Annotated in this window: 10 protein-coding genes and 1 tRNA gene; 3 read left to right on the top strand and 8 right to left on the bottom strand. The window is 38.1% G+C overall.

All coding sequences use genetic code 11. The annotated features are described in order from the left end of the window. The first annotated feature begins 106 nt into the window (after positions 1-106). The gene (locus JM83_RS08485; RefSeq protein WP_144961167.1) at positions 107-871 is read left to right on the top strand and encodes a DUF2971 domain-containing protein; all 765 of its coding nucleotides are present in this window, start codon (positions 107-109) and stop codon (positions 869-871) included. A 145-nt stretch (positions 872-1,016) separates the two neighbouring features. Here the strand turns inward: JM83_RS08485 and JM83_RS08490 are convergent. Next, positions 1,017-1,098: transfer RNA gene (locus JM83_RS08490), tRNA-Leu, on the bottom strand. Positions 1,099-1,317: 219 nt separating this feature from the next. Here JM83_RS08490 and JM83_RS08495 point away from each other — a divergent pair. Continuing rightward, positions 1,318-2,709, top strand: a complete 1,392-nt coding sequence (locus JM83_RS08495) for a dipeptidase (RefSeq protein ID WP_144961169.1) — start codon at positions 1,318-1,320, stop codon at positions 2,707-2,709. Between the two features lie 228 nt (positions 2,710-2,937). On the opposite strand, the gene JM83_RS08500 is transcribed toward JM83_RS08495, so the two are convergent. From JM83_RS08500 to JM83_RS08530, 7 genes are all read right to left on the bottom strand, one after another. After that, on the bottom strand, positions 2,938-3,516 hold the full coding sequence (locus JM83_RS08500) for a PhnA domain-containing protein (RefSeq protein ID WP_144961171.1): 579 nt from the start codon (positions 3,514-3,516) through the stop codon (positions 2,938-2,940). A gap of 189 nt (positions 3,517-3,705) precedes the next feature. Then, positions 3,706-5,424, bottom strand: a complete 1,719-nt coding sequence (locus JM83_RS08505) for a DUF885 domain-containing protein (protein WP_144961172.1) — start codon at positions 5,422-5,424, stop codon at positions 3,706-3,708. A 240-nt stretch (positions 5,425-5,664) separates the two neighbouring features. Further along, positions 5,665-6,666, bottom strand: a complete 1,002-nt coding sequence (locus JM83_RS08510; protein ID WP_144961174.1) for a metal-dependent hydrolase — start codon at positions 6,664-6,666, stop codon at positions 5,665-5,667. A gap of 7 nt (positions 6,667-6,673) precedes the next feature. Further along, positions 6,674-8,146 (bottom strand): cellulose synthase family protein, encoded by a 1,473-nt coding sequence (locus JM83_RS08515; protein WP_144961176.1) that lies wholly within the window; start codon positions 8,144-8,146, stop codon positions 6,674-6,676. After that, the gene (locus JM83_RS08520) at positions 8,146-8,838 is read right to left on the bottom strand and encodes a glycosyltransferase family 2 protein (protein ID WP_144961178.1); all 693 of its coding nucleotides are present in this window, start codon (positions 8,836-8,838) and stop codon (positions 8,146-8,148) included. The genes JM83_RS08515 and JM83_RS08520 overlap by 1 nt, the downstream gene beginning before the upstream one ends. A gap of 77 nt (positions 8,839-8,915) precedes the next feature. Then, the gene (locus tag JM83_RS08525; RefSeq protein WP_261376405.1) at positions 8,916-10,496 is read right to left on the bottom strand and encodes a 4Fe-4S binding protein; all 1,581 of its coding nucleotides are present in this window, start codon (positions 10,494-10,496) and stop codon (positions 8,916-8,918) included. 22 nt (positions 10,497-10,518) lie between these two features. After that, positions 10,519-11,811, bottom strand: a complete 1,293-nt coding sequence (locus tag JM83_RS08530; protein ID WP_144961180.1) for an NAD(P)/FAD-dependent oxidoreductase — start codon at positions 11,809-11,811, stop codon at positions 10,519-10,521. A 118-nt stretch (positions 11,812-11,929) separates the two neighbouring features. Here JM83_RS08530 and JM83_RS08535 point away from each other — a divergent pair, with 118 nt between their 5' ends. Next, positions 11,930-12,637 (top strand): DUF547 domain-containing protein, encoded by a 708-nt coding sequence (locus JM83_RS08535; RefSeq protein ID WP_144961182.1) that lies wholly within the window; start codon positions 11,930-11,932, stop codon positions 12,635-12,637. Positions 12,638-13,130: the final 493 nt, after the last annotated feature.

The raw sequence follows: 13,130 nt of genomic DNA on the forward strand, positions 1-13,130 counted from the left end.
ATTAGTGGAGAATATTTGAAATAAATATTGTTATATTTAGATTCATTAAAAACTCCTATCAGGATTTCCCTAGAAGAATTATATATGATTAAACCCAATTAATAATATGAATAACGAACTAAAACATATTGGCATACCTTATGCATTTAGATATAGACCTGACAATGACTATGTACTAGACGAAATTCAAAACCATTACATCTATTTTGCAAATAGAGACCAACTTAATGATCCCTTTGATTCTAGTCCAAACTATCTCCACTTAACTCCATCGAAAGAAGAGCTAAATCTTCTAAAGCAAGAAATTCTAAAAGGCACTAAAGATCCTTTAGTTTATGATTACATAAAGAGAAAGGATGGAGTGGAGTATGTTCAAAAAATCGCTACCGACAAATTAGGAGAATTTATTTTATCTTTTGGAATAGCTTGTTTCTCGATGCACCAGATTAATTATAATTTATGGGCCAATTATGCCAACAATCACAAAGGATTGTGCCTCCAATATAATATAGATTATGATTTAAAATTTTTCCATAATCTTCTTCCCGTTTTCTATGTTCCTGAACTAACGAAAAGAGAATTTAAGCCAATAACTCAATCTAATGGAATCGTGGATTTACTTTACCACAAATTAGAGGATTGGAGTTCTGAAAAAGAATTAAGATTGATAAAAGATAGAACAGGTAAAATATACCACGACAGACAAGCTCTAAGAAACATAATAATAGGCCAAAAAGCTGAACAGGGATACATTGAAAAAATCCTATCGATAGTTAAAAACAATTATACTAATATCGGTGTTTATCAAATGAAAAAACCAAAAGAAACACATAAGGCATCTTACATACTATTGAACAACCCATCAAATTAATTTGATTTGGAACGATTTATAATCAAAAGCTTATAAAACTTATGAGAGCCCTAAAAAAGTAAAAATGTTGTACCTATGTTGTACCCAAGAAAAAAAGTGGCGTAATTTTCAATAAAAAAAGCCGAAGAGAAATCTTCGGCTTTTGTACGGGCGGGGAGACTCGAACTCCCACACCTCGCGGCACCAGATCCTAAGTCTGGCGTGTCTACCAATTCCACCACGCCCGCATTTTTGATATTTTAAGAACTTTTATTTGGTTTAATCCTAAGTCTAGCGTGTCTACCAATTCCACCACGCCCGCATTTCCATTTTACAACACTTGGGACTCGCTGTAAAACTGCTTACCTAGATAAGCGGCTGCAAATATACATAAATGTTTCTATATTCAAATAGCCCAACAAAAAAATATCTATTTATTACCTTTGGGGGATTTCAAAAATATAAACATGAAGAATTTAGATAAATATGTTGAAGAAAATAAGGACCGCTTTATTTCAGAATTGATGGAATTATTGAAAATTCCTTCGGTAAGCGCCGATCCTACTTACAAAAAGGATGTTTTGAACACTGCCGAAGCCGTAAAAGATGCTTTGAAAGAAGCAGGATGCGATTCTGTAGAAATTTGTGAGACCCCAGGATATCCAATTGTCTTCGGAGAAAAAATTATAGACAAAAACCTTCCTACAGTTTTGGTGTATGGACATTACGATGTGCAACCAGCAGACCCTATTGAACTTTGGGACAGTCCGCCATTCGAACCTGTGATCAAAAACACAAAGGTTCACCCAGAAGGAGCCATTTTTGCTCGTGGCGCTTGCGACGATAAAGGGCAAATGTACATGCACGTAAAAGCTTTGGAATACATGACCAAAACCGGAAACTTACCTTGTAATGTGAAATTCATGATCGAGGGGGAAGAGGAAGTTGGAAGTGAAAGCCTTGGATGGTTTATAGAAAGAAATAAAGAAAAATTGGCTAACGATGTGATCCTGATCTCCGATACCGGAATGATCGCAAAAGACACACCATCTATCACAACAGGATTACGCGGATTGAGCTATGTTGAGGTGGAACTCACTGGCCCAAATAGAGATTTGCACAGCGGATTGTACGGAGGAGCGGTTGCAAATCCTATAAATGTGCTTACCAAAATGATCGCTTCCTTGCACGATGAAAACAATCATATCACCATTCCGGGATTTTATGATAAAGTAGATGAATTAAGTACAAAAGAACGCGAAAAAATGGCAGAGGCTCCATTTTCATTGGAAAAATATAAGGAAGCACTGGATATTGAAGAGGTGTATGGCGAAAAAGGATATTCTACCAACGAACGTAATTCCATTAGACCAACCCTGGATGTAAATGGAATTTGGGGCGGCTATATTGGTGAAGGCGCAAAAACTGTAATTGCCAGTAAGGCCTTTGCGAAGATCAGCATGCGATTAGTGCCAAATCAAGATTGGCAGGAGATCACCGAATTGTTCAAGAAGCACTTTGAAAGTATTGCCCCCAAAGGAACTCGGGTAAAAGTAAAACCTCACCATGGAGGACAAGCCTATGTTACGCCAATAGATACTGTAGCGTACCGGGCAGCAAGCAACGCCTATAAAGATTCTTTTGGAAAAGAGCCAATTCCGCAGCGCAGTGGGGGAAGTATCCCAATTGTGGCACTTTTCGAAAAACAGCTAAAAAGTAAGACTATTTTAATGGGCTTTGGATTGGATAGTGATGCTATTCATTCTCCTAACGAGCATTTTGGGATTTGGAATTATTTAAAAGGAATTAAGACGATTCCTCTGTTTTACAAGCATTTCACTGAAATGACTAAGAAGTAATTATCATAATGAATTTCGCTTGTCAAACTGGGTTTGTCACATTGAGCCTGTCGAAATGTGAAATGAACTATTTGTAAAAGTATTCCCGCAGATCTCACAGATTTTCGCAGATTTATCCGTAATATGTCGAATTTTTTTGTCACTTCAAGCGGAGTCGAGAAGTTTTATTATACCCTTCACCTTCAGCTCCGCTCAGGGTAGTATTGGCATTATTGTTTTATTGGGGGATTAAAGTTTCTTCACATACTGAGTGATAATCACAATTTGCTGCTCATCTACCCGACCTTCAATATATTCTGCATTTTCATGGTCTAGAGTAATTCGGCGCACTGCGGTTCCTTGCTTGGCAACCATACTGCTGCCCTTCACTTTGAGATCCTTGATAAGCACTACGGAATCACCGGCTTCTAGGATCACTCCATTACTATCCCTATGAACTATACTTTTTGCTGCAGGATCTGCAACTTCAGTAGCTTTCGCCCATTCCTTTACATCCTCTTCCATATACATCATGTCCAAAAGGTCTTGTGGCCAGCCTTCAGCCTTCAATTTATTTAGCATTCGCCAAGCTACCACCTGAACTGCAGGAACAGTGCTCCATATGCTATCGTTTAGACATCTCCAATGATTGGGTTCAATTTTTTCCGGATCTTCAAGTTGTTCTTTACAAGTATTGCAAACAAGAATTGCGCTCTCGGTACCCTTGGTTGGGCTTTCCAGCACTTCGTAGATCTGTGGGTCTTCTGCAGAACTACATAATTCACATTTTGATCCGCTACGCTGAAATAATTCTTGCTCTAAACTCATTGTTTCTTTATTAGATCGCAAAGGTAAGCGAATCCTTAAAATACAGAAGAAAGAAGCAGATGCTGTTTAACATGTCATCTCGAACGTAGTGAGAGATCTCAATGGAATTGAATATTTCACATACAAAAGAGATTTCTCAGTCGCAAAAAAGCTCCTTCGCAATGACAATTGAACAAAGTGAAAAGTTGATTAATTCCCCTTCTTTTCAAGATAATTATTCACCAATTTCTCCATAATTGCCAAGGTTACTGTGCCCTGAGAAAGGATCACTTCATGAAAATCGCGGATATCGAAATTCGTTCCTAGTTCCTTTTCAGCCTTTTTTCGTAACTCCCGAATCTTTAATTCCCCTATTTTATAGGAAACCGCTTGTCCCGGCCAAGAAATATAGCGGTCCACTTCGGTATTGATCTCATGAAAAGATAGCGCGGTATTTTCTCGTAAAAAGTCAACTGCTTGTTCTTTTGTCCATCCCAAAGCATGAATCCCTGTGTCCACTACCAATCTACAGGCCCGCCATTGCTCGTACGTGAGTTTTCCAAACATCTCGTAAGGAGTGGTGTAAATGCCCATTTCTTCAGCTAGAAATTCTGAATACAATCCCCAACCTTCTCCATAAGCTGAAAGATAAAAGCGTCTTCTAAATTTTGGAATACTATCTCCTAATTCTGAATTTAAGGAAATCTGTAAATGATGCCCTGGCACCGCCTCATGCGCGGTAAGGGAGGGCAACACATAAAGTGGCCTGCTAGGCAGATCGTAGGTGTTTACCCAATAATAACCAGGCTGAGTGTCCTCTTGCGGAGAGATATACCTTCCCGTAGTATATTTCGGCGCGATCGCATCGGGCACCGGGGTAACTCCATAAGGTTTTCTAGGTAGTTTTTTGAAAAATCTCGGCAATTGTGCGTCTATTTTTTTTGAAATATTCCGGGCTTCTTTTAATAGTTCTTCGGGAGTATTCGCATAAAATTGAGGGTCGGTTCTTAGGAATTGAATGAATTCTTCGAAGGAACCTTCAAAATTCACCTTCTTGATAATTTGCTTCATTTCAGTGTTGATACGGGAGACCTCATCTAAGCCGATTTGATGGATCTCTTCCGCCGTAAGTTCTAGTGTGGTATAATAATTCAGTCTGTTCTGATAAAATGCCCGCCCATTAGGGATTTCTGAAACTCCTAAGCTAGTGCGGGTTTTCGGCAGATACTCTTTGTCGAAGAATTTTTTGATCTTTTTAAACTCTGGTAATACCGATTGTTCAATAGCTTTTTCGGCAGCATCTAAAACGGAATCTTTTTGGGCTGTAGAGAGGGTGGCGGGCAAATCTTTAAATGGAGTATAGTAATAGCTGTCCGAATAATTTTTAACCAGCTGATCATTATACGTGCTTTCATAACCTTCAAAAATCACTTTGGGTTGGGTAATCCCTAATTTTAATCCTTTTCTAAGTAAAATGAGATGCTGATCTACATACTCTGGAATCGAATTTAGTTTATTGAGGTATGTTTTAACCTGCGAATAATCGGCAAGATGGGTAACGTTATATGGCAAGCTCAAATGAAACCCAGCATCGGAAAGCAACGGATTTAAATATAATTTATATTCAAAAGTATCGATGGTTTCCTGAAGTTTATATTTTAAAAGATCCAAAGAGATCATGTCTGTTTGGGACATTTTAGAAGTATTCAATAAATTCAATTTTTTTAATTGCTCACTCGCAAAAAGTGATTGTCTGCGATAGTGATCTTCTGTATATAGACCCAACGGAAACTCTTTGATTTCATAACTTTTATGATCCTGAACTTTTTCAATAATTTTATTGAGTTCTTCTGATCGTTCCTGACCAAAGTTTAATTGACAAGTAGTGCAGAGGAATAATAGAAGGAATAGGGTTCGGGATAAGTGCATAGATAAAAATTAAATATTGTGTCTTAAAGATAAGCTAACCATATTAATAGAGGAAATTTTGTTTGTACCTCCGTTTTATACTCAATAGTTGTTCCGTCACCCTGAATTTATTTCAGGGTCTCAATTTGCAGTATGGATTCTTAGTGTTTCGAGATTCTGAAACAAGTTCAGAATGATGTTCTTGATTATTTTATGATACTCTATGGAAATACCTTAATTCGTTTTTACACATAGAAGATTTTAATTCCCAATCATTCGATTTCCTAATTCCATTAAAAGTGCTTTTGCTTCTTCGGGATCTCTTGGTACTTCTTCCACAATTAATTCCCCATTTTCTTGTTTCAAGAGGTAACTAAATACAAATTTTGGGTTATCGGCATTGGGATCTAATGAGCCAAAACGCAGATCGTTAAAGTAAAGTTTTTCACCTCTTTTGGAAATGGCGTACCAGCCTTGGGAGATCGCAATTATTCGGTCTAAATTATTTTCATTTTTAAAAGAGTGGACTAAATAATGATTTTTAGGGATGCTTTTAAATGTTATTGGTTTGGAATCTAAAAATGAATAATCCCCAATTAAATAGGCATCTTCCAATTCTACATTGGCAGACCACATGATGGTGTTAAAAGGGCTGGGCCTAGTTTGGAGTTGCAGATAAGAAATATCCTGATCTTCTAATGCGTTCTTGAATTTATAATAAGTGATTCCTTTTAAACCGATCGTGCACAACATATAGGCACTGCTAATAATGAGTCCCAGATTATTGTATTTCCTTCTTTTTATTGATCCGCGTTTGGACCGCATTGCCAAAATCAGGAAAATGAGAAAAGGGAGCGTGTAAAGCGGATCTATTACAAAGATGTTTTTATATGCCAGCCGAAGGTCGAATGGCCAAAAAAGCTGCGTTCCCCAGGTAGTGTGAGCATCCAATAAAGGATGGGTAAGCAGCCCCCAAAACATGAGCCACGACCAATCTTTCCAACTTACATTCGATTTTCTTTCAATTTTAGCGATAAGCCACCCAAAAATGGGAGCAAAAAGTAGAGAAAAAGCAATGGAATGGGTGAAACCTCGATGGATCTCTATGGCAGTGAGCGTATCGGTAAAGAGCGGAGCAAATGAATCCAGATCTGGAATGGTGCCGGCGATAGCCCCGTACAACATGGCTTTATTGCCAACTTTTCTTCCTAAAACAGCTTCCCCAACGGCAGCTCCTAAAACAATTTGAGTAAGGGAATCCATCTGGAAATTAAACTTTTGAGAGTAATGACTTGAAAACAACGTATCCGAAGCCTGCAAAAAGCATCAGATGAAATATAATAAGCCCAAAGTCTTTTAAGACAAAGGCGCTATAGATGGCAAATCCGAAATACAACCAAAGCAATCCTTCCACCATATTGCTTAGAGATAGTTTTCGGGATAAATATTTGTTGCCCTTCCAGGAATCTTTTAGATTATTAATGTTGAATTTTGGGGTACGGATGAATTCGCTCTTTTTTCCGAAGTGTCCCTCCAACACTGCAAGCGAGTTATGCACAGAAAAGCCCATTGCGATGGAGAAAAAGGTAAGGAACATCCCAGTAAATTTAAAAAAACTTCCAATTCCTTTTCCATGTATTTTGGCGTAGGTAACCCAATAGCAGATGAAAAAGATAAGTGTGCTTATTGCAAAAAATGCGATCACATTAAAATAGCTGCTGAATTGCGGATTGGTGTTTTTTATATATAGAACGGGAACGCTTAAAACGGCCAAAAGCAAGATCAATAGGAACATACTGGAATTTAACAAATGGAAGAATCCATGGAATTTTGTTCCTGCGGTTAACGTTTTGTCAAAAAGTAATTTGGCGTAATTCTTCTGAAAATTCTCTGCAGCTCCCTTGTTCCATCTGAATTGCTGAGATCTCGCAGCGCTAATAACTACTGGTAATTCAGCAGGCGTTTCTACATGTTCCAGATATTTGAACTTCCATTTTTTCATCTGTGCCCGGTAACTAAGATCTAGGTCTTCGGTTAGCGTATCCCCGCTCCAGTTGCCGGCATCCATAATGCACTCTTTTCGCCATATCCCGGCAGTACCATTAAAATTTATAAAATGATTTCCGAAATTTCTGCCTACTTGTTCCAGAATAAAATGAAAGTCCAAGGCAAAAGCCTGAATTTTGGTAAGCAAGGAGTAGTTCCTATTAATATGCCCCCATCTGGTTTGAACAACACCAATGTGAGAGTCTTTAAAAAAAGGAACTGTTTGAAGAAGCCAATCCGGTTTCGGCATAAAATCTGAATCGAAAATCGCAATAAATTCCCCTTTTGCAATTTTAAGTCCTTCTTTTAAGGCCCCCGCTTTAAATCCAGTTCTGTCTATTCGGGTAATATGTTGAATGTCGAGTCCGTTCTTTTGAAGTTCAAGGATTTGTTTTGCAGTAGCTGTCATGGTTTCATCTGTAGAATCGTCTAAAACCTGAATTTCCAACTTATGTGATGGATAATCGATTTTGGAAATATTTTCCAGCAATCTTTCCACCACATACATTTCATTATAAAGTGGCAATTGGATAGTAACTAGAGGAATTTCCGAAGGATTGGAAAAATTATATTTATCACTGGGGTCGTCCCTTTTTTTTGATCTAAGGTAATTTATAAGCAAACTCAATTGTGAGATGCTATATAATAAAATAAGCAAGAGCGCGAGTGTGTAGACTATTATAATCGCAAAATCCATTATTTAAAACTGTATTTAAAGATCCAAGTCAATATTTTAACCCCTGCAAAGATAGCTCCTTTAATAGTTCCTGAAACTTTTGAGACCCCAATCCTGTTCTTATAATGCACGGGGACTTCTATATACGTTAAATTTTGCTTTATGGCTTTTAATTGCATTTCCACGGTCCAGCCATACGTCTTATCCTGCATATTTAGCTGAAGTAATTTGCTGTATTTAATAGCCCTAAATGGTCCAAGATCTGTAAAATTGGCATTGAAGAATAACTTCATCAAGGAAGTTGCCAGCCAATTTCCAAATCGCTGAGGAAAAGTCATAGAGCCTTTTTCCCGCCATTTACTAACCCGGGATCCAATAACCATGTCTATATTATCCGAAAGTATTGGTTCAATAATTTTTGTCAATTCCTGAGGATAATCGCTGTAATCCCCATCCAGAAATACGATGATACCTGGTTTTTCCATTTTTTCAGAAATATATTTCATGCCTTTTAAACAAGCATAACCATAGCCTTTTTTTGTTTCAAAAAGAACGGTAGCCCCAGCTTTTTTCGCAACTTCTGCAGTGCGATCTGTAGAATTGTTGCTAACCACAATGATCTCTGAAACAATTTTCGGGATTTCCTGAATCACCTTCCCTATGGAAGCTTCTTCATTAAAAGCCGGGATAATAACAATAATTTTTTCAGACATTCTGTGGGGATCTTCTCATGTAACTAAATACTGGAACAAGTATAGGTTCGATTGCAAAGGTAGTTACTTACAAAATATTATTTCTGATTCAGTAGATCCATTAGATCCACATCGTTTCCCAATAGAATTTCATTGGCGTTTATTCTACCATTCATAGAATCGTTTTCCAACTTTAAAACTCCTCTTGGGCAAACCGCAGAACAGATTCCGCAGCCTACACAGCTGGATCTTACGATGTTTTCGCCTTTTTGAGCATAGGCCCTAACATCTATTCCCATCTCGCAGTAGGTAGAACAATTCCCACAAGAGATACATTGCCCACCATTGGTGGTAATCCTGAACCTTGAAAACAAGCGTTGCTGGAAACCTAAGATCGCAGCGAATGGGCAACCAAACCTACACCACACCCTGTTCCCAAAAATGGGATAAAACCCGGTGCCTATTACCCCGCTAAAAATGGCACCTATTAAAAAACCATAAAACATCCGTAACTTTTCTGCTTCAAAGAGAAACACCTGTCCGTTCCCGCTTAAATAGTGAAAGCCAACAAGTGAAAGTATAATTGCCATATATCCAATGGCCCCGAATTTTGCGTCTTTCTTAAATTCATTTCTTTTAAAGATCATTACCAAGGCAAAAACAGCAGTTAACAGCACTACAACTCCAATTAAAAAACTGGTTCTATTCAACCAATACTTTCCATCTTCACCTAGATAGGAATAAATAACAGCAGTTGTCATGAGCACCACAAAAACCACCACACTATGTACTACCCAACGTTCCACTTTCCAGGCAAATAGCCTTTTGTCGCTTAAATGCCGGAATGGGTCCCCAGCAGTTTCAGCCAAGCCCCCACAACCACAAACCCAGGAACAATACCACCTTTTTCCATATTTATAAGTAAGGATTGGGGTAATAACGAATATGGAAAGCACCCCAAAAATGAGCATTGCTAGTCCTATATCCCCGGCACTTATCATGGAATCCACACGGTATTGTTCGAAATTATAATAATTGAGCGGCCAAATACTCTTGAGATCGTAATAGGGCAATGAAAAATTATCACTGTTTAAGCGTTGCATAAATTCTGGAATAAGAAAAGCAAAGCTCAACTGGAAGAACATGACCGAAAAGGTGCGCAAACGCTCATACTTATTATGACGGTATTTCCAAATGAATTTTATCCCGAAGGCAAGAATCGCAATAGTATAAAGGGTCCCATAAACAAACCATTGGCTGGCGGGAGTCCCGCCTAACAGCTTGCTTAACGGATCGAAAAGTGAAATAATCCCGGTATTTTGTCCTTCGGCACTTAAGCCTAACAGCTCCGGATAAAAATAGAGAACAATATAAAAACCTGTTAGCATCAAACCGGTGATCCAGCCCAACACGCCTCTGTTGGTTATGGATTTAAACCAAATATGGTCATTTTTTATGCCCTCGGTTTTATGGGCATAGGTAGCTTGTGCGAACCATATCACGCCAATTCCTATTGCCGCAAGGGATGTGTACAACCAAAAAGTTTTGTTTGGAAAGTTAAAGTTGAAGGCCGCCAGCATTAAGATAAACACACCAGAAACACCCAAGAAAGTGGACAACTTTTGAGAAATACTTAGGGATCTTGAAACATCGCCGGTCAAGGACATATTGTTTTCCATACTACTTGTAGTTTTTTAGGGTTTAGTGAGTTACTGGTTGATGTTTGTTGAAATTTTGCTGAATTTCAGTTTCGTATTTATCATAAAATTCTGGATCAAAATTGGCTTGTTTTAGGTTTTCTATCACAAAATCCACAGATCTTTCTTCGGTAAGCCATGTATCGAAGGTTTCATGTCTCATTCTAATTCCGAAGGTATTGATACCTACAAATTTCCTGCCTTCTTCTTGATAATTTATGGTGATGCATTTTCTACCATCTTGATGCTTCCAATGAAAATGTGCTTCCCCTTTACGTGGCTCTGGAAAAACCCAGCCATAAGTTTGATATTCTATGTCGAAAAACTTGGCACTGTTGAACCAATGACCGGGATTGTATTGCATTGGGTTTCCGCAGATTGTTTGAGCCACTACCTCCCCCATCATTCTACCGGTATACCAAACAGCCTCCACAGGTCTTCTATCACCTATTCCTTCATGCTGTTCAGCACAATCTCCAATGGCATAGATGTTCCCGTAATTTGTTTGAAGCGATCTATTCACTTTTATACCTCTACCCAACTCAATTCCCGAATCTTTTAGAAAAGCAATATTAGGGGAAACCCCAGCTGCAAGCCCTACCAGCTCACATGCGATCTCTTCTCCATTTTCTTCTAGAGTTACGCCCTTCACCCTGCCATTTTCGTCGGAAAGAATTTCCTTGAGATTAGAGTTCAACCTAAGGTCTATATGGTGTTCTTTAATATGATTGTTGATGATTTCTGACTCCCCCGGAGGAAGCACAATATTCCAGAAGCTAGTTTCCCTTACCAAGAATGTAACTGGAATTTTCCTTGTGGTCAGCATTTCGGCAAGTTCAGAGCCTATAAGTCCGCCACCAACAATAACTGCCCTTTTACAATTTTTGGTGTTTTCTTCCAGTAATTCGAGATCCTGTTTGGTGACCATTCCCTGCACGCCATCAAGATCCTGGCCTTTCCAACCGAATTTGTTATAACTGGAGCCAGAGGCGATGATCAATTTATCGTAGCTCATTTTTTCTCCGGAAGAAAAGCTAAGCTGATTGTTTTCTGGTTGAACTTGGGAAACGTACGCGTTTTTAAGTTCTATCCTGTTCTTCTCCCAGAACCAATCCTCGTAAGGTTTTAAATGGTCCCATTTCATATGGCCCATATATACGTACATAAGGGCAGTGCGGGAAAAGAAATGATCGCTTTCCGAAGAAATTACTGTGATCCTTTTGTCAGATTGTTTTCTAATGTGTCTGGCGGCGGTAATTCCAGAAATTCCATTGCCTATTATGACAACATGCTCCATATAATTCCTTATTTTTAGAGGATTGGTGACAATCGGGTTAGTAATTTTTTAAAAATCCGACTCAGTTCTTATCCGTTTGGTCGCAGAATTGCTCGAAACCTTTTATAAATTCAATAAAATGAAATATTTATTCTTTTTAACACTCCTTATTTCCAATTTTTCATTTGCTCAGGAACCTTCAAAATTCTTTGATGCTTCCGATGCGTTTTTTAAGCAATATGTTAGTAATGGCAGGGTAAAGTACGCAGAAATAAAGCAGAATCCCAACTCTTTGTACGAATTGTTGAGCCAAGCAAAACGGGTAAAAGTTTCTACTGAAGATCCGGATGTGTATAAGGCATTTTGGATAAATGCGTACAATATTGGCGTGATAAATGGAATTGTTAAGCAGTTCCCGGTGAAATCCCCGATGGATATTGAAGGCTTCTTTAATGCCAAGACACATAGTTTGGGGCAAAAATCGGTAACCTTGGATGATATCGAGAAGAAATTTTTATTGGGAAATTATCCAGACGAAGCTAGATTTCATTTTGTCCTTATATGTGCCGCAAAAGGATGTCCTCCAATAATTGCTGAAGCCTATAGGCCAGAAACATTGGAAAAGCAATTGCAGCAGCAAACTGTTAAAACAATGAATTCTTCTGACTTTATAAAAGTGCAAAAGGACAAGGTGTTGTTTTCGGAATTGATGAAATGGTACGAGCAAGATTTTACTAAAGGGAATGGAAGTTTGATAGATTATGTAAACAAATACAGGAAAACAGCCATACCCGCAGGTTTGAAAATCGAATTTTATAATTATAACTGGGAATTGAATTCTTTTTGAACAACTTTTGGATATCTGTAAAGTCTCATAAAAGCATAAATAACGTTATTCTGAGACCCGTGAATTTTTTTTTATCTAGCGTAGGAAATTGACTTGGTTAAAAATTACCTCAAATGTAGCCTGTTGAAGGATCTTAGAGTAGATACCTCCTAGGTCGTGAAGACAATAAAAAAGGGATTGTCATTCTGAAGGAAACGTAGTGGACTGAAGAATCTCAATAAAACAGAAACAATGTAACCAGAGATCCCTGCTAACGTCGGGATGACAAAGTATTCAAAATACGTAAATAGTAACTCGTTTCAGAATCTCATAGCACCAAGAATCAATGTAGACTGAGACCCTGGAATAAATCACCAGTGACGGATTCGTAAAATATATCAATTTCCTATGCCATATATTTTTATTAAAAGTTTTAGGATGACCAACAATATACAGAATCATGGGCCACGAATGCACGAATTATTGGTTTTAGAAATCCTGGAAAATTATTCGT

Source organism: Gillisia sp. Hel_I_86, assembly GCF_007827275.1.
Classification (GTDB): Bacteria; Bacteroidota; Bacteroidia; order Flavobacteriales; family Flavobacteriaceae; genus Gillisia.